At 38.2% G+C, this 21,290-nt stretch carries 20 protein-coding genes and 2 tRNA genes; 21 read left to right on the plus strand and 1 reads right to left on the minus strand.

Annotation, left to right across the window (positions count from 1 at the left end):
* Nucleotides 1-47: 47 nt before the first annotated feature.
* The 7 genes from LMOATCC19117_RS04690 (at nucleotide 48) to LMOATCC19117_RS04720 (ending at nucleotide 4,231) form a co-directional block, all read left to right on the plus strand.
* Nucleotides 48-119 (plus strand) — tRNA-Glu (locus tag LMOATCC19117_RS04690).
* 26 nt (nucleotides 120-145) lie between these two features.
* Nucleotides 146-218, plus strand: a tRNA-Asp gene (locus LMOATCC19117_RS04695).
* A 127-nt stretch (nucleotides 219-345) separates the two neighbouring features.
* Entirely contained in the window at nucleotides 346-726 is a 381-nt protein-coding gene (locus tag LMOATCC19117_RS04700) for an OsmC family protein (protein WP_003724830.1), read from the plus strand.
* 114 nt (nucleotides 727-840) lie between these two features.
* Complete coding sequence (locus tag LMOATCC19117_RS04705; protein WP_003727101.1) at nucleotides 841-1,515, plus strand: YdeI/OmpD-associated family protein; 675 nt, start codon at nucleotides 841-843, stop codon at nucleotides 1,513-1,515.
* Nucleotides 1,516-1,645: 130 nt separating this feature from the next.
* Nucleotides 1,646-2,143, plus strand: coding sequence for a tyrosine phosphatase family protein (locus LMOATCC19117_RS04710; protein ID WP_003730905.1), 498 nt, complete (start codon nucleotides 1,646-1,648; stop codon nucleotides 2,141-2,143).
* 35 nt (nucleotides 2,144-2,178) lie between these two features.
* Nucleotides 2,179-3,528 (plus strand): glutathione-disulfide reductase, encoded by a 1,350-nt coding sequence (gene gorA, locus LMOATCC19117_RS04715; RefSeq protein ID WP_003734294.1) that lies wholly within the window; start codon nucleotides 2,179-2,181, stop codon nucleotides 3,526-3,528.
* Between the two features lie 28 nt (nucleotides 3,529-3,556).
* Nucleotides 3,557-4,231 (plus strand): histidine phosphatase family protein, encoded by a 675-nt coding sequence (locus tag LMOATCC19117_RS04720; RefSeq protein ID WP_003724834.1) that lies wholly within the window; start codon nucleotides 3,557-3,559, stop codon nucleotides 4,229-4,231.
* 42 nt (nucleotides 4,232-4,273) lie between these two features.
* On the opposite strand, the gene LMOATCC19117_RS04725 is transcribed toward LMOATCC19117_RS04720, so the two are convergent.
* Nucleotides 4,274-5,410 (minus strand): AI-2E family transporter, encoded by a 1,137-nt coding sequence (locus LMOATCC19117_RS04725; RefSeq protein ID WP_003724835.1) that lies wholly within the window; start codon nucleotides 5,408-5,410, stop codon nucleotides 4,274-4,276.
* Nucleotides 5,411-5,550: 140 nt separating this feature from the next.
* Here LMOATCC19117_RS04725 and LMOATCC19117_RS04730 point away from each other — a divergent pair, with 140 nt between their 5' ends.
* The 14 genes from LMOATCC19117_RS04730 to LMOATCC19117_RS04795 all read left to right on the plus strand — a co-directional run bounded on the left by LMOATCC19117_RS04730 (nucleotide 5,551) and on the right by LMOATCC19117_RS04795 (nucleotide 21,206).
* A complete protein-coding gene (locus tag LMOATCC19117_RS04730; RefSeq protein WP_003724836.1) occupies nucleotides 5,551-5,943 on the plus strand; it encodes a GntR family transcriptional regulator in 393 nt (130 codons plus the stop codon).
* A gap of 2 nt (nucleotides 5,944-5,945) precedes the next feature.
* Nucleotides 5,946-7,049, plus strand: a complete 1,104-nt coding sequence (locus LMOATCC19117_RS04735; protein WP_003734295.1) for a DUF1648 domain-containing protein — start codon at nucleotides 5,946-5,948, stop codon at nucleotides 7,047-7,049.
* A gap of 82 nt (nucleotides 7,050-7,131) precedes the next feature.
* Nucleotides 7,132-7,635 (plus strand): GyrI-like domain-containing protein, encoded by a 504-nt coding sequence (locus LMOATCC19117_RS04740; RefSeq protein ID WP_003734296.1) that lies wholly within the window; start codon nucleotides 7,132-7,134, stop codon nucleotides 7,633-7,635.
* Nucleotides 7,636-7,748: 113 nt separating this feature from the next.
* A complete protein-coding gene (locus LMOATCC19117_RS04745; RefSeq protein ID WP_003727094.1) occupies nucleotides 7,749-8,561 on the plus strand; it encodes a formate/nitrite transporter family protein in 813 nt (270 codons plus the stop codon).
* Nucleotides 8,562-8,785: 224 nt separating this feature from the next.
* Complete coding sequence (locus tag LMOATCC19117_RS04750; RefSeq protein ID WP_014929044.1) at nucleotides 8,786-10,252, plus strand: NAD-dependent succinate-semialdehyde dehydrogenase; 1,467 nt, start codon at nucleotides 8,786-8,788, stop codon at nucleotides 10,250-10,252.
* A 143-nt stretch (nucleotides 10,253-10,395) separates the two neighbouring features.
* The gene (locus LMOATCC19117_RS04755; RefSeq protein WP_003721482.1) at nucleotides 10,396-10,701 is read left to right on the plus strand and encodes a PTS sugar transporter subunit IIB; all 306 of its coding nucleotides are present in this window, start codon (nucleotides 10,396-10,398) and stop codon (nucleotides 10,699-10,701) included.
* Nucleotides 10,702-10,705: 4 nt separating this feature from the next.
* Complete coding sequence (locus LMOATCC19117_RS04760) at nucleotides 10,706-11,974, plus strand: PTS sugar transporter subunit IIC (RefSeq protein WP_003724841.1); 1,269 nt, start codon at nucleotides 10,706-10,708, stop codon at nucleotides 11,972-11,974.
* Nucleotides 11,975-11,988: 14 nt separating this feature from the next.
* The gene (locus LMOATCC19117_RS04765; protein WP_003727092.1) at nucleotides 11,989-12,339 is read left to right on the plus strand and encodes a PTS lactose/cellobiose transporter subunit IIA; all 351 of its coding nucleotides are present in this window, start codon (nucleotides 11,989-11,991) and stop codon (nucleotides 12,337-12,339) included.
* An 11-nt stretch (nucleotides 12,340-12,350) separates the two neighbouring features.
* Nucleotides 12,351-13,802, plus strand: a complete 1,452-nt coding sequence (locus LMOATCC19117_RS04770) for a glycoside hydrolase family 1 protein (protein WP_003734298.1) — start codon at nucleotides 12,351-12,353, stop codon at nucleotides 13,800-13,802.
* Between the two features lie 72 nt (nucleotides 13,803-13,874).
* Entirely contained in the window at nucleotides 13,875-15,773 is a 1,899-nt protein-coding gene (locus tag LMOATCC19117_RS04775) for a BglG family transcription antiterminator (RefSeq protein ID WP_003734299.1), read from the plus strand.
* Nucleotides 15,774-16,064: 291 nt separating this feature from the next.
* Nucleotides 16,065-17,636, plus strand: a complete 1,572-nt coding sequence (gene vga(G), locus LMOATCC19117_RS04780; protein WP_003734300.1) for a Vga family ABC-F type ribosomal protection protein — start codon at nucleotides 16,065-16,067, stop codon at nucleotides 17,634-17,636.
* Nucleotides 17,637-17,739: 103 nt separating this feature from the next.
* A complete protein-coding gene (locus tag LMOATCC19117_RS04785; RefSeq protein WP_003735019.1) occupies nucleotides 17,740-19,137 on the plus strand; it encodes an IS1182 family transposase in 1,398 nt (465 codons plus the stop codon).
* A 170-nt stretch (nucleotides 19,138-19,307) separates the two neighbouring features.
* Nucleotides 19,308-20,348: a permease gene (locus tag LMOATCC19117_RS04790; RefSeq protein WP_003734301.1), complete on the plus strand. Its 1,041-nt coding sequence runs from the start codon at nucleotides 19,308-19,310 to the stop codon at nucleotides 20,346-20,348.
* Between the two features lie 18 nt (nucleotides 20,349-20,366).
* Nucleotides 20,367-21,206 (plus strand): TIGR03943 family putative permease subunit, encoded by an 840-nt coding sequence (locus LMOATCC19117_RS04795; RefSeq protein WP_003724847.1) that lies wholly within the window; start codon nucleotides 20,367-20,369, stop codon nucleotides 21,204-21,206.
* The last annotated feature ends 84 nt before the right edge of the window (nucleotides 21,207-21,290 follow it).

Raw genomic sequence — 21,290 nt, forward strand, 5'->3', positions numbered from 1 at the left:
GAGAAATGAATTCAATTGAATATATATTCATTTTTCGTTTTTTATCTGGCCCGTTGGTCAAGCGGTTAAGACACCGCCCTTTCACGGCGGTAACACGGGTTCGAATCCCGTACGGGTCACTTTTTTATTCATTTTTTATACATATGGTTCCGTGGTGTAGGGGTTAACATGCCTGCCTGTCACGCAGGAGATCGCGGGTTCAAATCCCGTCGGGACCGCTCAAAAAGAATCCAAGCAAAACTTGGATTCTTTTTTTCGTACAGGAAATTGGACAGAACTTTTTATTTGAGCTATAATCTTATTATTCATATAAGAATTGTAAGGATTAAATTGGAGGAATGAATCATGGATTTAGTGAAAAATGGGAAAGTGTTAGAACTTGTACATCCAAATGGCAACTGGACATTAATTAAAGAAGAAGGTTTTTCTCCAGTTCAAATAACAGTGGCGGCGGTTGCTGCTTGTAGCGGATATGTCTATCAAACATTACTTGAGAAAAAACGAATTGAGATAAATGATTTAAGCATTCATACCGATTATGAGCAAGATCAAGAAAGTGCTGTGCATGTTTTAACGAAAATTAATGTTACTTTTACGGTGGATTTAGTGGATAAAAGTAATGAAGCGAAAGCCGAAAAAGCCGTGCATTTAGTGAAAGATGCTTGCCCGGTTGCGAAAAGTTTAGACCCATCGATTGAAATTAATGAGATGGTTGTTTTTAAATAAAATGATTTATAGACCAAGCCGTGGTGCTTGGTCTTTTTTCTGTTTAGTTTGGCTTGATAACTTAAAGGGAAGGCTATATACTGAAACCAAACAATACAAACGAGGTGCTGGAATATGGCAGAGAAAACAATAGTAGAAAAATTACAACTGACTAAATATAAAGAAGCAGTTATCCTAAATCAACCAAATGGAGCGGATTATTTCCAAAATCTAGCAAATTACGAAGAAAAACTAGCAGACAAACAATACGATTTAATTTTCGATTTTGTGGAAACGCTAGAAGAATTAATTACGTTCGTGCAAAAAGTTATTGCTGAAAATAAACTTGCTGCGAATGGTTATTTGTTTTTCGCCTACCCTAAAAAAGGCAATAAAAAGTTCGCTACATATGTACACCGCGATGAACTCATGCCAGCGCTTAAAACCGATGAAGAAGGTTACGTCGACGGTAGCACACTCAAATTCACGCGAATGGTCGCGCTCGATGAAACGTACACGGTTGTTGGCCTAAAAGAAGCGGCAAAACTAAAAGCGAAGGGCGTTAAGAAAAATAACCCTTCCGCAGATGAATACGCCGACCATGTACCTCTTGTCGCCGAATTTCTAGCAGACAAAGGCGATTTACAAGCCTTCTACAACAATTTAGCAACAGGATACCAGCGGGTTTGGGCGCGCTATATTTACTCTGCCAAACAACCAGCGACACAAGAAAAAAGACGTTTAGAGATGGTTGATATTTTGAGCCAAGGTTATAAAACGAAAGATCTTTACCGACAAGGGAAAAAGTAACCAAATAATTTTATTTGGTTATTTTTGCGTTTGAAACTGCTTCTTTATGTAAAAATGTCTAGGCGTGATAGAATAGAAGAGGAATAAGACGAAGGAAAATCTTGTTGCACTGGAAAAGGGGACATGCAGGATGGCGAATTATATTAACAAAGAAAGGCGCCAAATTGATTTTGATCCATTTGATTTACGGATAATTGCCGTACCAGAAGTAGTAGCGGTGCAGTTTAAGCCGCGCTCAGAGCATACTTTACTTATTCGTATTGCGGATGTCGGCGCAACCTATCAGCCACTCAAAAACGAATCACTTTTTGAAGCTATTTTGCCCGTTCACTTTAATGATATTAACGAAGAAGATGATTACTGGGGGCTTAGTGACAAAGAGCAAGCGGAGATGAAACTATTTAACGAGGTACATCGCGATTTGATTTATAATTTTGTGGATGAGCACCCAGATTTTACGCAGATTGTTGTCCATTGTCACGCTGGGGTCAGCCGAAGTAGCGCTGTTGCTATGGCGATTGCGGAACATTTAGGAGACACGGACACGTACGAAAAACTTCAAGTGATAAAACGATACTTACCAAATCCGCGGGTTCTTGCGATTATGCGGGGCGAAGCGTATTTATAAAAACGAAAACGAAGAAATGTTAGGAGAGATTTTGTATGGAAAAGCATTATGATTATATTGCGATTGGCGGCGGAAGTGGCGGAATTGCTTCGATTAATCGCGCAGCCATGCACGGAGCAAAATGTGCATTAATTGAACCAAAATTTTTAGGTGGAACTTGTGTAAATGTTGGTTGTGTTCCGAAAAAAGTCATGTGGTATGGCGCACAAATTAAAGAAGCGATGGATTTATACGCAGATGCGTATGGTTACCAAGTGGACGCGAGCTTCAACTTCCAAAAACTAGTCGAAAATCGAGAAGCGTACATTGAACGAATTCGAGGTTCTTACAAAAATGGGCTGGATAATAATAAAGTAGAATGGATTAAAGGTTATGCCGAATTTGTCGATGAAAAAACATTGCGCGTAAACGGCGAACTAGTGACAGCAGATCATATTTTAATTGCAACAGGCGGCGAACCAGCGCTTCCTTCCATTCCGGGCGCAGAATTTGGCATCACCTCAGATGGCTTTTTTGCATTAAAAGAACTACCTAAAAAAGTGGCGGTTGTTGGCGCGGGATACATTGCGGTTGAACTAGCTGGTGTACTACAACAACTTGGCTCAGAAACGCATTTATTTGTACGGAAACATGCACCACTCCGAAATTTTGATCCACTTTTAACAGATACACTAACCGAAATTATTGAGCAATCGGATATGATGTTGCATAAACACGCTGTTCCTCAAAAAGTTGAAAAAAATCCAGATGGCAGTTTGACGTTGAGCTTAGAGGATGGCCGCACAGAAACCGTTGATACGCTTATTTGGGCGATCGGACGTAAACCAGTCATCCAAGGTCTTCAAATCGAAAAAGCGGGCGTAAAACTTCTAGAAAGCGGACATATCGCCGTAGATAAATTCCAAAACACCAATGTAGCGGGGATTTATGCAGTTGGCGATGTAACGGGTCATTATGAATTAACTCCAGTCGCAATTGCAGCAGGGCGCCGTTTATCAGAACGCCTTTTCAATAACAAAAAAGATGCACATTTAAACTATGAAAATATCCCAACCGTTGTATTTAGCCATCCAGCTATCGGAACGGTTGGTTTAACAGAACCAGAAGCAATCGAAAAATACGGCAAAGAAAATATCAAAGTGTACACTTCTAGCTTTACCTCAATGTATACAGCCATCACAGACCACCGCGAACCTTGCCGAATGAAATTAATTTGCGAAGGGAAGACAGAGCGCGTCATTGGCTTGCACGGGATTGGTTACGGTGTGGACGAGATGATTCAAGGATTCGCTGTTGCGATTAATATGGGCGCAACAAAAGCCGATTTCGACAATACGGTTGCGATTCACCCAACAGGATCCGAAGAATTTGTTACAATGAAATAGAAAACAACGATGGAGGAGGAAGTACGTAATGGGAAAAAAATTATCACTTTATTTTGTAAGACATGGTCAAACCTACTTAAATAAAAACTTGCGCATGCAAGGATGGGCTGATACGCCACTAACACCAGAAGGAATTGAAATAGTCAAAGAAAGTGGTCGCGGACTTGCGGAAACAGAATTCGTTGCAGCGTATTCAAGCGACTTACACCGTACGATTGCAACAGCAGGGCATTTATTAAAAGAAAATAAACACGCATTTGGTTTAACACTAGAACCATTAAGTGAATTTCGGGAAACTTTCTTTGGCTCCTACGAAGGTGAAAAAGGCGATGTTGCCTGGAACGAAATTGCGCATCATATGGGTTATGCGAATCAAGAAGACCTATTTAAAAATGCCGATGTACGAGAAACAATGAATGGTACAAAAGCAGCTGACCCAACAGGAGATGCGGAAGATTTCATGACATTCTGGACACGTGTAGAACAAGGTTTCTTGCATGTTATCAATCGTCATCGCGAAACTGGTGGTAACGTTCTTATCGTCGCTCACGGAAATACTATTCGTAACATCGTCCACGAACTCGAACCATCCATGGACGAAGCGGTTATTTTAGATAACGCGAGTGTCACCGTACTAGCTTACGAAAACGGCTTATTCAAATTAGAACGTTTAAATGACACTTCCCATTTTAAAAAAGCATAGAAAAAACGAGCTTTAGGAACTAGTTTCCCAAAGCTCGTTTTTTTATTCTTTTGGTGTATCCGGATCAGGAAGATTATTATCAATCGCCAGCTGACCTCGCCGCAATTTAATTAAACGATTAACATTCACGATAATTGTTTTCACAACCGCATAAAGTGGAACACCTAATATCATTCCAAAGATTCCTGCTAAGTTTCCAGCAACAATCAAGATAATGATAATAGTTAGTGGGTGAATCGATAGTGATTTACCCATAATATATGGAGAAAGTAAGTTAGAGTCAATTTGTTGCACAATCGTTACGACAACAATAACGAGCAGTGCTTGGACTGGAGAAGTAAATAGCGCCACGATAACTGCGGGAGCTGCTCCAATGAATGGTCCAAGATAAGGAATAATATTCGTTGCACCTGCAATAAAACCAAACAGAAGCGCATACGGTTGACCAATAATTAAATAACCAATGAAAGTAAATAAACCAACAAACATACAATCAATCGCTTGTGAACTAATATAAGTAGAAATGGTTTTATTCATTTCTTTAATAATTTGTTTTGCTTCAGAACGAATACCTGCCGGGAAAAATCTTCCAGAGGACTCAACGAACTTATGACCATCTTTAAACATATAAAAGACGATAAATGGTACAGTTACAAGAATCATAACAAAACTAGAGACAAAGGAGACAATGGCTCCAAAACTAGAAGCTACCCCGTCAACGACCACAGACATGATTTTTGGTAAGGAAATGTTGAGCTTCTCAAGTTCTTGTTTTATGTCTAAATCTTTTAGTGCAGAATTATTCGAGAGATCTTGCAGCCATTTTTCAAAATCTTGCCAGTAACCTGGTATTGCTTTTGCGAGTTCAGCTACTTGGTCAGCAAGCGTTGGACCGAGTTGCATTACTGCAAGAACAACAAGCGTGATAAAGGCAATAAAAATTAAAATAACACTCAAAAGTCGAGGTACTTTTCTTTTTTCTAAAAATAATACGAGCGGGTTAAATAAATAGAATAGGAACCCTGCGACCAAAATAGGCATGAATAATGTAGAAACTATGATGCCGATTGGTGAAAATATGTACTTCATTTGCAATAGAACGAACAAAATAGCTACAACCGCTAAAATTTCAATTGTCCAAAAAAATAATTTACTATCTCGAAATCGTGAAAATTTCAAATTCTCCCCTTCTTTCTAAAACCTTATTGATAAATTTTATAGTACCATTAACTGCTTTAAATAGCCACTGAATTACTGCTATTGACGCATAAGTATATGTGTTATACAATGTATATAACAGTTAAAGGAGAGGTGTTTCTATGCTACTTGCGATTGATCTTCAATCAGACGAGCCGATTTATACACAAATATGCAATCAAATAATTGAAGGTATGGCGAAACGGGAACTTTTACCAGGGGACAAATTACCTTCTGTTCGGAGTCTTGGCGCAGATATTGGTATTAATTTTCATACAGTAAACAAGGCCTACCAAATTTTAAAACAAGAAGGATTTATTCAAATACATCGTCAAAAGGGAGTAGTTATTCATCCGGATGGCGTAGCTAAGGCAGATGAGCTATTTTTTGCTAAATTACAAACGAAGCTAAAACCACTTATCGCGGAATCGGTTGTGCGCGGTGTTACCGAAGAGAAGTGGCTCGAAGTAAGTAAGGCTATTTTTGACGAAATGCATGGACGGAGAGTGGAGTAGAAATGGAAATCATCATTTATATTTTTGTTAGTATTGCTATCATTTCACTGCAAGCAATAACCCCTTTTGTAATAAGAAAATCAGAATGTTTCGGAGTAAATGTAGGCGAACGCGCTAACCGAAATGCGGAATTAACGCGGCTAAAAAAACAATATGTCGGGCAAGTGGTTTTGTGGACATCTTTTGTAGCGATAATTGGAATCGCGTTAATTCAAGGCTTTCATTCGAGTGAAAATACGCAAGCAGGTATTTTTATTGCTTCGATGTTTAGCCAATTAATCGTTTCTTTTATTATTTACTATCGTTTTCATCACACAACTTTACAGTGGAAAAGAGATAAAATAGAGGCGGGAGAAATTTCGACTAATTCTATCATCATGGTAGATACTAGTTTTCATCGCAGAAAAATGGTTATCTCGTATACATGGTTTGTCGTGCCACTGCTTATCTTCATTATTACACTTGCGATTACGGTCGTTTTTTATCCAGTAGCTCCTGCTGACTTTCCAATCCATTTTGATATGAGTGGGGCAGTGACGGATACGGTTGCCAAATCACCTAGAGTCGTATTGCTATTACCGATGATGCAGCTAGGAATGATTGCGTTATTTATCTTTATTAACTTTGTTATTGCTAGGAGCAAACAGTCCGTAGAGAACGAAAACCCTACTGATTCATTAAAAAGGGGACTCCTATTTAGACAGGTTTCTAGTAAAGCAATGTTAATTATGTGTACGATTATGGTAATTGATTTTCTCATCATGCAAGTAGTCACATTACTTGCACTTCCAGCTGAATGGATGATGATAACAATGATAATTTCTGTTGTTTTGATTCTGTTTGGAACCGTCCTTCTTGCTGTTAAAGTAGGGCAAGGCGGAAGCAGACTTAAATTTGCTGACCAACCTGATGGTGTCAATAAGCCAATTCGGGATGATGATTCTTTTTGGAAAGCAGGGGTTATTTATTTTAATCGAAATGATCCAGCTTTATTTGTAGAAAAACGCTTTGGGATTGGTTGGACGATTAACACAGCTCGCCCTGTTGCTTGGTTATCTTTTATCATTATTATCGCTGTTATCATTCTCATTAGCATCTTGTTTTAACTTGCTCTCAGACGGGTATTTACCATATGGTATACGGATAAATTAGCTTGTGTGAGATGCTTTTGTGAAGGAGTAGATAATCATGGCGATTAGATTAAAGCGACTGGAGGAATGGGAAGGATTCACTGGTATTGCGCTCGTTCGAGAAGGTCTTAAAACAGAAGCACTTCATACAGAAATAAAAACAGCCTTCAAAGAAATGCTTCAACTTGCGCGAGAACTAGATGATTTTTCCAAACAAAAAACGTTTTATGGTATTTCTGTCCATAATATAGAAGACGGAATTACTCATTATTCGGTAATTCCAGTGGAACAAAAATATCCTCATTTACAAGAACCGCTTGAGTGGATTGAAGTTCCGGCTCATACGTATTTTGTGGCTGAGCATATTCAGGATACAGACATAAGTGAAAGTTTTGAAGAGATTGCCAGAGCCATTCAAGAAAAAAATTACAAACCATATATTACAGCGAACAACCCCGTTTTTGACCCACTACCATTCAAATTGGAAGTGTATACGAAACAAGGAAGCGACGGAGCAAATATTGAAATAAGGATTCCTGTTGTAAAAGAATTGCATACGTAAGAAGAAGCCTGGGACTTTTGTTCTGGGCTTTTTTATACTAGCAAGCTGTTTTTGAGTGTGCTATAATAAAAACGCTATTTTGTGATTATTTTAACAAGAAGGAAGGGATTCATGTGGGATATTATAGCCCGCAGGAAGTAACAGAGATTACGATTGAAAAAGGGACCCAAAAAGCAAATTCAAGTACGTTAACGCTTGTGTTGTTAGGCTTTTTAGGTGGGGCCTTTATATCTCTTGGTTACTTATTATACATACGTGCAGTAGGAACAATGCCTCACGAATGGGGAAGCTTTGCAACGCTTATCGGCGCCAGTCTTTTTCCGGTTGGCCTCGTTTGTATTTTGCTAGGTGGAGGAGAATTAATTACCGGCAACATGATGGCTGTCGCGATTGCTTGGTACGACAAAAAGATTTCCTTCCAACAATTACTTAGAAACTGGGCGATTGTGTCTGTCATGAACTTAGTGGGCGCATTTTTTGTCGCTTACTTCTTCGGACATTTCGTTGGCTTAACAGAAGGCGATTTCTTACCAAAAACGCTAGCTACAGCTGGTGCAAAAATTAACGATCCTTTCTGGGTTGCTTTTGTTTCCGGAATTGGTTGTAACTGGTTTGTTGGGATTGCGGTTTGGCTTTGCTACGCGGCCAAAGATTTCGCAGGAAAAATCCTTGGTATTTGGTTCCCGGTTATGGCATTTGTTGCTATCGGATTTCAGCACGTTGTCGCCAACATGTTTATTATCCCAGCTGCGATTTTCGCTGGTTACTATTCATGGGCGGATTTCATTTGGAACATCATCCCAGTTTACTTAGGAAATGTAGTCGGTGGAGCAGTTTTTGTTAGCTTATTCTACTTCCTTGCTTATAAGAAAAACGCACCTAAAAAAGTAAAAGAAGAAATACACCAACCAATTGAAGAAAGTTAAGACCGAAAAAGCTAGTTACATTCGATGTAGCTAGCTTTTTTTGAAAAAAATTAAAGTTTTTTAGAGACTGTTCTCGTTCCCGCCATGTTGCGATAGAATGACTTTTTCCAAAAACCATTTTGCCACTTGAAAAAGAAAATCCTGATTAAATTTTTCGATTTGTGGAAAACACTATTATAAGCAACGAGAGCACGTGCAGAAAAATTTTTTGAGGAGTGGTATTTTTGAGTATTAAAGAAACAGCCTTACCAAAAGTTCAAACAAAATTATTTATTAATGGAAAATGGACGGATGGAGATAATAAAGAAACAAAAGATATTGTAAACCCAGCAAATGGAGAAGTTATTGCCAAAATCGCTCAAGCTGGACCAAACGAAACCAAAAAAGCCATTAAAGCTGCAAAAGAAGCATTTCCTGATTGGGCAAAAATGGAACTAGCTGATCGCGTCAAATTATTACACAAAATTGCCGATTTAATGGAAGAAAAAGCAGATACACTAGCAAAAATTATGACGCTTGAACAAGGTAAACCGCTAAAAGAATCAAAAGGAGAAGTCCTAACTGGCGCAGAAAACTTCCGATTCGCTGCAGAAGAAGCAAGAAGATTATATGGGGAAACTATCCCAGCGCCAAACAATCACGCGTTTATCGTCAAAAAACAACCAATTGGTGTAGTTGCGGCCATTACTCCGTGGAATTTCCCAGGTGGTATGGTGACACGAAAACTTGCTCCAGCGCTTGCAACCGGAAATACAATCGTATTAAAACCTTCCGGAGATACGCCGCTTTCGGCCCTAGCTATCTTTGAAATTTTTGAAGAAGCCGGCTTGCCAAAAGGTGTTGCCAATATCGTTATGGGTAGCTCCAAAGAAATCGGTGAAACATTAACTGACAGTGATGATGTTCGTAAACTAACTTTCACCGGCTCCACGAAAGTCGGTCAAACACTATTCAAACAATCAGCCGAAACACTGAAAAAAATCTCGCTCGAACTTGGTGGACATGCGCCATTTATCGTATTTGATGATGCAAACCTGGATGCTGCTGTAAATGATTTAGTTGCCGCAAAATTCCGCAATAACGGTCAAGTATGTGTATCGCCAAACCGAATTTTAGTTGCCAAAGAAATTAAAGAAAAATTCACTAAGGCGCTAGTTGCTAAAGTAGAACAACTAAAAGTAGGTAACGGTTTAGATGATGTGAATGTTGGTCCACTTATCCGCGAAGATGCGATTGACAAAATCGACAAACAACTTAAAAATGCCACAGATAAAGGTGCCAAAGTCCTAACTGGCGACGGTCGTTTAACAGGTTCCGACTATGACAAAGGCAACTTCTACAAACCAACTGTCTTAGATAACGTTACCCGTGAAATGGACATTTTTTATGAGGAAACATTTGGTCCAGTAATCCCGCTTATCACATTTGAAACGGAAGACGAAGCAATCGAAATGGCGAATGACAGTGAATTCGGTCTTGCTTCTTACTTCTACACTAAAGATTTAGCACGCGTAGAAAAAGTGGGAGCAGCACTAGAATACGGAATGGTCGGAGCAAATGAAATTGCCATCTCTAATCCGGAAACTCCATTTGGCGGCGTTAAACATTCTGGTTTCGGTCGCGAAAATGGCCACTACGGAATGGAAGAATACATCCAAGTGAAATTCATTAACTTAAAATATCGTGACTAACACAAGCTATTAAGAAACTCCTTTGCTTCAAGCAAAGGGGTTTCTTTTTTATGCAGTTTCCTACCAGTAGGAAAAAAACATATTTGTAAGCGGATTCAGCTGTTTATATAATAAAAGTAAGTTAAGGAAAGGGAGGATACAAAATGAAAAACATTTTACTCATTTGTGGGTCAGGAGCTTCAAGTGGATTCATGGCAGCAGCAATCAGAAAAGCAGCAAAAAAACGTGGAGAACAAGTGACGGTGAAAGCAGCCAGTGAGTCACAAATAGATGAAAGAATTAATGAAATTGATTACTTATTAATCGGGCCGCACTTAGCTTATATGCTGGATGACTTAAAACAAAAAGTAGCCGATAAAAATGTTTTAGTATCAATTATTCCGCAAGCAACTTATGGCACACTTAACGGTGAAAAAGCACTCGATCTCATTTTAACTATGGAGGGATAACACGATGAACAACAAAGTGATGGATTTTATGACAAATAAATTTGCTCCAAAAGTAAATAAAGTTGTTAAAAATCCTTGGGTATCAGCAATTCAAGATGCAATTATGTCTGCGCTTCCGCTCGTTTTTGTCGGTTCTTTAGTCACCATCGTTTCACTACTTAAAAATTTATTTCCGGGCATGCCTGATTTTTCGATGATAAGTAATTTTTCGTTTGGCATGTTTGGGTTAGTCGTGGCCTTTTTAATCCCATATTATCTGATGGAGAAAAAAGGAAATAGCAGCCAAAAATTAATTTCTGGCGCAACTGGACTTGTTCTATTTTTAATGCTACTATTTCCAACTATTTCAGCAGACGGGGATGCCGTTTTCATTTTATCTAGATTTGGAGCGACAGGGATGTTCTTATCCATTACAACCGGATTATTTGTTGGTTGTGTGATGAACTTTGCTGCGAAACGATCATTTTTCAGTGAAGATACACCGATTCCGGATTTTGTCGTTGGTTGGTTCAATAGCTTGCTACCAATTACATTTATTCTGATTGTTGGTTGGTTAATAACTGTTCAATTTAATATTGATTTCTTTGAAGTGATTGTAGCAGTGTTTAGCCCGCTCGCGTCAATCGTACAATCTTATCCAGGCTTTGTGCTTTCGGTTTTCATTCCAGCATTTCTTTATACATTCGGGATTTCTGGGTGGGTTATGATGCCCGCGATTTACCCGGTTTATATGGCAGGACTCGCAGAAAACTCACAAGCTGTAGCAAATGGCGCAAGTGCATCGAACATCGCAACACAAGAAACTGTATACGCATTAATTTCAATCGGCGGGGTCGGCACAACCTTATCACTATCCATTATGATGCTCATTTTAAGTAAGTCTTTACAGCTAAAAGCAATCGGAAAAGCAGTTATTGTCCCATCGATTTTTAATATCAACGAACCATTATTTTTCGGGGCACCAATTGCCTTCAACCCATACTTAATGATTCCAACGTGGATTAATGCTTTCTTGGTTCCAAGCATCGCCTATTTCGTTATGTCGATGAACTTAGTAAGTATTCCCGCGCAATCGTTCTTGCTATGGTACATGCCTTATCCTGTAACGTCTTACCTTGCAACACAAGATTTCCGAGGTGTGATTGCTTGTTTAGCAATTATCGTCATCACATGGCTTGTCTACTTGCCGTTCTTTAAAGCATACGACAACTCCTTACTCAAACAAGAAAAATTAGATGCAATCGAAACAGAGAAAGAAATGGTAACAAATTGATTGGAGGAACTAAAATGTCAGAGCAAGACTATGTTGAAGAAACAGATAGCTTAAATGAACTATCCATGAATATATTAATCCATGCTGGAAACGCAAGAAATGACCTAGTGAAAGGTCTTAATCATTTAGAGGAACTAGCGTTTAACGAAGCCGAGGAATTTATCGCCTCTGCAAAAAAAGAAATTGTCATCGCGCATAGTCTGCAAACAGATACACTTCAATTAGAAGCATCAGGCAATCAAATCCGTTATTCCACGCTGTTCTGTCATGCGCAAGATACACTCATGACAGCCAAAAGTGAAATATTAATCGGCGAGCATATGCTACGTTTATTCAAAAAAATGACCGAACTTACGAAAAAATAGGAGGTACGAGCATGTTTGAAAATTATCAATTTCCGAAAGACTTTTTATGGGGAGGAGCTATCGCAGCCAACCAAGCAGAAGGCGCATTTAAAGTAGATGGAAAAGGAATTAGTTTAGCAGATTTGCACAAATATCATAAAGGGAAAACAAATGATGAAATCAGTGAGGAACAACATAAAGGAGTAAGTTTGGCTGATATCAAAGCAAGTATGGAAGACAAAGTGAACTATTATCCGAAACGCCACGGTATCGACTTTTATCACACGTATCCAGAAGATTTGGCTTTGCTTGCTGAAATGGGCTTTAAAACATTTCGAACTTCGCTGGACTGGACACGGATTTTTCCAACTGGCGAAGAAACAGAACCAAATGAAGCGGGATTAAAATATTATGACCAATTAATCGACAAAATTATCGAACTTGGCATGGAGCCAATTATTACGATATTACATTACGAAACGCCGGTGGAAATTGTCTTAAACAATGGCGGTTGGCATAATCGTAAAGTTATTGATTTATTTGAGAAGTACGGCAAAACGGTACTTGATCGCTACAATAAAAAAGTAAAATATTGGATTGTCATTAACCAAATTAATTTAATTCAATTCGAACCATTTAACTCTACTGCGATTCCATATGATGCCGTCGATGATTATTTATCCGCTACGTATCAAGCTGTTCATAACCAATTTGTTGCAAGTGCGAAAATTTACGAATACGGAAAAGCGCTAAATCCTGATTTAATGATTGGTACAATGCTCGCTGATTGCACGGCCTATCCATTCTCCTGCGATCCAGATGATATCGTGCTCGCAATGAAACGCAACCGCATGGAATATTTCTTCGCAGACGTGCAGTTCCAAGGCGAATATCCACAGTATGCGCTTAATTACTTTGACGAAAATAATATTCATATAGAAATCACAGAAGACGACAAAGCCGTTTTACAAAAAAACACCATGGATTATTTAGCACTTTCCTATTATTATTCCCAAATGGTGGACTCCAAGAAAAATGATTTGGACCCAGCTTCAATTACACCAAACCCGCATCTTAAAGCTAATCCGTGGGGCTGGGCAGTCGATCCGAAAGGCTTGTATAACGCATTGTCGCAGTACTGGGACAGATATCATAAACCAATTATCATTGCCGAAAATGGTTTTGGAATGTATGACAAATTAGAAAATGGCGAAATCCATGATGATTACCGGATTGATTATTTATCCGCGCATCTAAAAGAAATGAAACGCGCCATGTATGACGGCGTAGAAATTATCGCATATTGCGCTTGGGGACCGATTGATATAGTTAGTTGCTCCTCCGCACAAATGGAAAAAAGATACGGTTTCATTTACGTTGATTTAGATAACGAAGGAAACGGTACAGGCAAAAGAATTAAAAAAGACAGCTTTTCATGGTATAAAAAAGTAATAGAGTCTAATGGGGAAGACTTAGAAGCTTAATGTAACAGAGCGCCAGTTGTGGTAGTTGATAGCTAATACAACTGGCTTTCGATATATAGGGGGTAACAAAAAATGGATACTCAAAAAGAAATACTAGCTTATTTGCATAAACAGGAAAATAAGTGGGTTACCTCAAATGAGTTAGCAGCTTTTTGCGAGTGTACAACACGAACCATTCGCAACAACATTTCTAAAATAAATGAAGCGACACCGAATTTAATTCGTTCTGCAAAACAAGGCTATCAAATCAACCAGCGTATTCCATTTGAACTTCAGACAGAAAGTGATGTAACAGAACGAAAGTCAAAACTCTTACTCGAATTAATTAAAAACTCTACTAAAGGCGTTGACCTGTTTGAACTTGCGGATATTTTATATATTTCAGAAGTAACCTTAAAAAAAGACATCCAACAATTAAAAAACGAACTAAAAGAAGCCGATGTCCAAATCGTCACCAGTAAAGACCGAATCAAATTAATCGGAAAAGAACGTGCCAAACGAAAATATATGATTTCCTTGCTATATGAAGAAGGCGGATACCGTGAAAGTATCAAAAGTCGCATTCAAGAAATGATTGAATTTGTTTCTATCGATAAACTGCAAAACATCGTAAAAGAAGTTTTAACGGAAGAATCCATTACAACCAATCAATATTCGATGATGAACATTGTCTTACATTACGCCATTAGCATCGTCCGAATTCAACAAGGAAATACACTCATTGAAACCCAAAAAACACTCATCCGAAAACACTCCAAAGAATACGAAATATCGAAAAAAATTGCTAAAATTCTCTCGGAAGAATACCAAATCCATTTTTCAGAGGCAGAGACAAAACAACTCGGACTTTTATATGTTGGCTTGCAAAATGAACAATCTGCTAATGCCAATCATGGCGAACTGGACCAATTTGTCGATAAAAAAATCATCAAAGCACTTAAAAGCGTGCTCGCCAATGTGGAAGAAACCTATCTCATCGATCTCCAAAATGAGCAACTTTTTATCAAGCTAGCGATTCACGTCCAAAGCCTATACTATCGCTCACGTTACAAAGCGTACACCAGAAATTTAAGCTTACTTGATATTAAAACGTCTTACCCAGTAACTTTTGATATTGCTGTTTACATTTCTTCTTTGCTACAAGAAAAACTAGCGATTGACTTTAACGAAGATGAAATTTCTTTTATCGCGCTGCATATCGGCTCTTTTCTAGAAAGTGAAAACCGAGATTATATTCGCTTAGAAATAGGCCTACTTATTGAGGATTATCACGATTTAAGAACAAATATGCTGAAAAAACTGCGCGCACGATTTGAAAATGAAGCTACCATCAAACTGATAGAAAACGAGGACTCTGAAGAAAATTTTGATATCATTTTAACAACAAACCGAGATATTGCTCTTGAAAAAGCGGGTTCCATTTTTATTCATCCCTTACTAACGACGAAGGATATCAAGAAAATCAGCAATCGAATCCAAACAAAGAAAAAAATCTTGGAAAATCACTTGCGAGGTCAACAAATTGATCGCTACATCGTTCGTTCTCTCTACGCCAACCAAATTGACCCCTCAGAACTGACACCCGCAAAAATCAGAGAGCAAATGATTTCTAAAATGGAAAAACAAACCTTCGTCACGCCGGAATTTAAAGAAAAAGTCGAAAAAAGGGAACGAATGGCGCCAACAAGCTTCCCATCCGGCATTGCTATACCACATTCTATCAAGAATGATGCCCTTCAAAGTGGTGTATCTATAATGACGCTACAAGAGCCGATTTATTGGAATGACGTCAAAATAAAAATAATTGCTCTCGTCGCCATCAGCAAAAAAGATGCAACAGAGTTCAATGATTTTTTTGAAAAGTTTGTAGAAATCGTCTCCGAACCGATTAATACTAAACGTTTATCAATGGCCGAAAGTTTCGAGGAGTTCATCCAAAAACTAAAAATGATGATGGAAGAAAGTGAGTAAATGGCCACACATAAGCCGTGTAATTCTATTTACACGGCTTATAAAGGTTGAAGTGACGATAAAATTACGCTATAATATAACCATCAAACGAAAAGGAGTGTTATCTTAAGCCAATGAAATTCTAATCCTGTATTATATGAAAAAATGAAGAAAGCTATCCAATTCTCGGATAGAAACTATTTTTTCGGACGGGATTCGTATGTTCATTTCGCATGATAACTCTTGCTACAGGCCTTTTTTTGGCGTAGCCTCGCGGATTCCTCTCTGGAAATATTCAGGAGGTTATTTTTTATGTCTACAATCGAAATAAATCAATTAAAAATAGAAGTAGCAGACAGAGTTTTAGTAGAAATCCCTCATCTGCTAGTTAGTAAAAAAGCAAGAATCGGCATCATCGGTCAAAATGGTCTAGGAAAAACAACACTAATGGAAGTGATTGCTGGCGCTAAAGAAGCAATATCTGGCACGGTGACTACCCAAGGAAAACTTGCTTACATCAAACAACTTTCCACTGATACAAGTACGAAAAGCGGCGGCGAAAAAACAAGAAAAGCAATTCAACATGCGATGCGCCAAAACCCAAGTGTTCTCCTAGCAGATGAACCGACAAGCAACCTCGATGTCGAAAGCGTCAAACATTTAGAACGTCAGTGGAGCGATTTCCACGGTGCGCTCATAATTATATCGCATGACCGTACCTTTTTAGATGCACTTTGTACAGAAATATGGGAAATCAAAAACCAAAAAATTCACGTATACAAAGGAAACTACCACGCGTATTTAGAACAAAAACAACAACAAGAAAACCAAGCGGAACTCGTATACAAAGAATTTAAAAACAAAAAGCAACAACTACAAGCCTCCCAAACACACCATGAAATCGAAGCAGGTCGCATTGTCAAACCTGGAAAACGCCTAAACAACAAAGAAGCCAGCGCGTTTAAAGCCGGAAAAGGCACACAACAAAAGAAACAACACAGTACCATCAAAGCTTTAGAAAAACGAATTGAACGGCTCGGCAATGTCGAAAAACCACATACAACTAAACCAATCAAAATGATCACCCCAGACAATCGCGTCATAAAAAAAGGTAATACGATACTAAGTGTCAAAGAAACAACCTACGAGATCGCAGGACGAAAACTATTTGAAACAAAAGCTTTTTCTATTAAAGCAGGGGATAAAGTGGCGCTAATCGGTGAAAATGCGAGCGGGAAAACTACATTTTTAAAAGAAATAATCCAAGAAAATCCTAATCTCCTATGTAATCCCCAAGCGAAAATTGCTTATTTCGACCAAGAATTGAATGGATTAAACCAAACGAAATCCCTGTTAGAAAACATCTCGGAAATTAGCGTTCAAACCAAGCAAGTAAACAGAGAAGTACTAGGTAGCATGCATTTTAAAGAAAGCGATTTGCATAAGGAAGTGCGCATGCTCTCTGGCGGGGAACGAGTGAAGTTGCTGCTCAGTATGCTCCTCGTTAGTGACGCCAATTTCTTGATTCTTGATGAACCAACCAACTATTTGGATATCTATGCAATGGAAGCGCTGGAAACGTTAATCAAACAATTTGCGGGGACAGTACTATTCGTTTCGCATGATAGAACTTTTGTTAACCACGTGGCAGAACAATTACTCGTCATCGAAAATAATGAAATGACTTTCCACCGGATGACTTTCGCGGAATATGAAGAAAGTAAAGCGCCAAGTCGCATCACAGAAGAAGATAAGTTGATTTTAGAAATGCGCATGTCAGAAATTGCAGCCAAGCTTATGCAACCGAATTTAAAGCCCACAGAAAAAGCCATGCTCGAACAAGATTATCAAGAAATTATCACAAAAAGACAACAATTTAGTTAAATTGTTGTCTCAGACTGTAGACAAAGTGAGAAATCATTTTATCTACAGTCTTTTTTGTTTTATAATAATGTTAAGGCTTACATAAAACAACGAGGTGATTAAAATGCTTTCTAAACATCAACAACAGGCGCGAAATCAATTAATAGCCATCTCTTTAGATGATTTGGTCCCAGAGGACCATTTAGTAAGAAAAATAGATAAGGTGATTAATTTTGATTTTATCTACCCATTAGTAGAACATACTTATTCTCATACAGGAAGACCTAGTGTAGACCCGGTAGTTCTTATAAAGCTAGTACTCATCCAATATCTTTTTGGCATCCGTTCCATGCGCCAAACTATAAAAGAAGTAGAAACGAACATGGCTTACCGCTGGTTTTTAGGATATGATTTCAATCAAAAAATCCCTCACTTCTCTACTTTTGGTAAAAATTACGTGCGACGTTTTGCAGAAACAGAGGTGTTCGAACACATTTTTTATCGCATTTTAAAACAAGCCATGGAGGCTGGTTTAGTGGACCCTGACGTTGCGTTTGTGGACTCTACCCATGTGAAAGCCAATGCGAATAAACACAAATTTCATAAAAAATTGATTCGAAAAGAAACACGCGTTTATCAAGAAGTACTAGAAGATGAAATTAATGTCAGCCGAGTTGCCGAAGGAAAAAAGCCATTCGCCAGGAAAGAAAGTCAGGAGGAGAAAGAAAGCAAAATAAGTGATACGGATCCCGAAAGCGGCTACTATGTCAAAGGAGAACGGGAAAAACAATTTGCTTATTCTTTCCATACGGCTTGTGATACCAATGGTTTTATTCTAGGTTCCATTGTCACTCCAGGTAATATTCATGATAGCCAACAATTGATTCCACTTATTGAAAAATTAAAAAACACCCTTTCTACCCCTTTGGTGGTCGTTGCAGATGCTGGATATAAAACACCCATTATCGCTAAATACCTTTGGAGTCAAGGAATAGAAGCGGTGCTTCCGTATACTCGACCAAAAGGAAAAGAAGGCTTATTTTCGAAACGAGCGTTTCTCTATGACCATTATTTAGACAGTTATCTTTGTCCAAATGAGGCATTGTTATCCTATGTTCGTACTACAAGAGATGGTTATCGTCTTTATAAATCTAATTCACTTCACTGTAGTAGTTGCGCTCTCTTAAAGGATTGCACGCAAAATAAACAAAAAGAAAAAATGATTTTACGACATCTTTGGGAGCCTTACTTAGAAGTTTCGGAGGAACTGCGCTACACAGAACAGCATAAAAAATGGTATAGACGCAGGAAAGAAACCATCGAAAGATGTTTTGCGGATGCCAAAGAAAAGCATGGTATGAGATGGACTACTTATCGCGGACTTGCAAAAGTAACCCTCCAAGCGATGCTTACTTTTGCAGCCATGAACCTGAAAAAAATGGCTAATTGGCTATGGAAAAAGGCGGTGCCTTTTTATTTTTTTGACTTTAAACAGAAAAAAACGGTCCTTCTCAAATATTAAAGCTTGAGAAGGACCGTTTTTCTACAGTCTGAGACAACAATTTAGTTAAATTGTTGTCTTTTTATTCAAGCTAAATAAAAAATATAGTCATTTATATTTTACTTGATTTCTGCAAAAGATAGGCTTAGAATCAAATAGTTATTAAAAAGAGTAAAGAAAGAAGGAATCCCATGTTTAGTCATCTTCCGGATTCATTCCTCCAAATGAATACCATTTTTATTTCTATTTTGATTGAGGCACTGCCGTTTGTATTAATTGGAGTATTTATTGCTGGCTTTATTCAAATGTTTATATCAGAACAATTTATTGCCCGTGTTATTCCCAAAAATAAATTTCTAGCAGTCATTGTTGGCTCGTTTATTGGTGTGTTTTTCCCTTCCTGTGAATGTGGCATTGTTCCTATCGTTCGTAATTTACTGGCAAAAGGGGTACCGCTTCATGCTGGTATTGCCTTCATGCTTACCGCTCCTATTATCAACCCAGTAGTATTATTTTCAACGTATGTTGCATTTGGTAGTACGTGGGAAGTTCCGTTGCTACGTGTTGCGGGAAGTCTTGTAGTAGCTCTCGTTGTCGGAAATATTATCGCTTATTTTTATAAAGGAACTGGACTCAAAGAGCGCTTTTTAAAATATGAAGCAGCTAGTGAAAAAGTGGCCGTTCCAGCAACAAATCTAGCGCTTGCTGGTGGTCCTTCTGAAAGTACGACAACTAATTTCCAAGTCCTAACAAGCGACGGAGCACTTACAGAAGACGCTCATAAAGGACACGCGCACCACCATCACGGTGAGGAGCACGCGCATACAAAAATGACATTGAGTCAAAAAATATGGCATACCGTACAACACGCAGTCGATGAATTCTTCTCTGTAGGTAAATACCTTGTGTTTGGGGCTTTAATTGCCGCAGCGATGCAAACATACATTAAAACATCCACACTTGTTTCCATAGGTCATGGTCCGATTTTATCCATCTTACTTATGATGGTTCTTGCCTTTGTATTGTCCCTTTGCTCTGAAGCTGATGCCTTTATTGGCGCTTCTTTCCGTAGTGTTTTCTCCACACAATCCATCGTTGCATTTTTAGTGTTCGGCCCAATGCTTGATATTAAAAATCTAATGATGATGTTAGGAGCATTTAAAGCAAAATTTGTCTTATTAATTGTTACTAGTGTAACGATTGTTGTCTTTTTATACGCCTTAGTTATTTAACCGAAAGAAGGTGAAAGTATGTTTCGCGTTTTTATTTTATTTGGATTTGGTTTTTATTTGATGCAGTTACATATTTCTGGTGATATCAGTAAATATATAAATATGAAGTACGCTTATTTATCTTTTTCTGCGATGATAGCCGCATTTCTACTTGCGATTATTCAGCTCATTATGGTGTTTCGCGATGAAGATATTGGCGCAAAAACAGAGCATATGGGACACACCCATGATGGCGAAAATACTATTTTGAAAAAAATTATGGTGTATGGTTTACTTTCTTACGCCTTGATTGCAGGTTTTCTTTTCCCCGTCGCAACGCTTGATTCGACCATTGTTTCGGCAAAAGGATTTCATTTCCCGAAAAACAATGCAGCTGGCGACGACCCATACGCTCAAAATCAATTTTTAAGACCAGATACGAGTGGCTATTTTGGGGAAACCGATTATGAAAAAATGATGGCGAAAGAAAAAGCGGAAATCATCGATCAAAATCCAATCAAAGTCAATGATAGTAATTACTTAATGACGATGGAAATTCTTTATAATTATCCAGGGGAGTTTACTGGGAAACAAATCGAATTTACCGGTTTTGTTTATAATGATGAAGTCACTCAAGATAATAACTTGTTTTTGTTCCGTTTTGGAATAATTCACTGTGTTGCCGATTCTGGTGTGTTTGGAATGCTTGTTCAAATGCCCGAAAAAACCGATTTGAAAAACGATACATGGCTTACAGTAAAAGGAACCATCACCCAAGAATATTATTCTCCGTTCAAAATGAACATCCCGTCTGTACAAGTAGAAAGCTATAAAGAAGTAGCAAAACCAAAATCAGTTTATGTTTATCGTAAATATTAAATCGCTACTTGCGGATTTATGCAGCTTGCGTTATCCTTAAATAAAGCTGTTTACGTTTTCACGAATGAATAAAAGGATGGAACA

The sequence above is a fragment of the Listeria monocytogenes ATCC 19117 genome, assembly GCF_000307025.1.
GTDB lineage: Bacteria > Bacillota > Bacilli > Lactobacillales > Listeriaceae > Listeria > Listeria monocytogenes_B.

Bases quoted from the DNA above. Each gene is read 5' to 3' on its own strand.
- LMOATCC19117_RS04720 (WP_003724834.1), top strand. From the start codon at position 3,557: ATGGGAAAAAAATTATCACTTTATTTTGTAAGACATGGTCAAACCTAC.
- LMOATCC19117_RS04730 (WP_003724836.1), top strand. From the start codon at position 5,551: ATGCTACTTGCGATTGATCTTCAATCAGACGAGCCGATTTATACACAA.
- LMOATCC19117_RS04790 (WP_003734301.1), top strand. From the start codon at position 19,308: ATGTTTAGTCATCTTCCGGATTCATTCCTCCAAATGAATACCATTTTT.
- LMOATCC19117_RS04795 (WP_003724847.1), top strand. From the start codon at position 20,367: ATGTTTCGCGTTTTTATTTTATTTGGATTTGGTTTTTATTTGATGCAG.
- LMOATCC19117_RS04740 (WP_003734296.1), top strand. From the start codon at position 7,132: ATGGCGATTAGATTAAAGCGACTGGAGGAATGGGAAGGATTCACTGGT.
- LMOATCC19117_RS04765 (WP_003727092.1), top strand. From the start codon at position 11,989: ATGTCAGAGCAAGACTATGTTGAAGAAACAGATAGCTTAAATGAACTA.
- LMOATCC19117_RS04775 (WP_003734299.1), top strand. From the start codon at position 13,875: ATGGATACTCAAAAAGAAATACTAGCTTATTTGCATAAACAGGAAAAT.
- LMOATCC19117_RS04700 (WP_003724830.1), top strand. From the start codon at position 346: ATGGATTTAGTGAAAAATGGGAAAGTGTTAGAACTTGTACATCCAAAT.
- LMOATCC19117_RS04785 (WP_003735019.1), top strand. From the start codon at position 17,740: ATGCTTTCTAAACATCAACAACAGGCGCGAAATCAATTAATAGCCATC.
- LMOATCC19117_RS04760 (WP_003724841.1), top strand. From the start codon at position 10,706: ATGAACAACAAAGTGATGGATTTTATGACAAATAAATTTGCTCCAAAA.
- gorA (WP_003734294.1), top strand. From the start codon at position 2,179: ATGGAAAAGCATTATGATTATATTGCGATTGGCGGCGGAAGTGGCGGA.
- LMOATCC19117_RS04770 (WP_003734298.1), top strand. From the start codon at position 12,351: ATGTTTGAAAATTATCAATTTCCGAAAGACTTTTTATGGGGAGGAGCT.
- LMOATCC19117_RS04710 (WP_003730905.1), top strand. From the start codon at position 1,646: ATGGCGAATTATATTAACAAAGAAAGGCGCCAAATTGATTTTGATCCA.
- LMOATCC19117_RS04735 (WP_003734295.1), top strand. From the start codon at position 5,946: ATGGAAATCATCATTTATATTTTTGTTAGTATTGCTATCATTTCACTG.
- LMOATCC19117_RS04705 (WP_003727101.1), top strand. From the start codon at position 841: ATGGCAGAGAAAACAATAGTAGAAAAATTACAACTGACTAAATATAAA.
- LMOATCC19117_RS04755 (WP_003721482.1), top strand. From the start codon at position 10,396: ATGAAAAACATTTTACTCATTTGTGGGTCAGGAGCTTCAAGTGGATTC.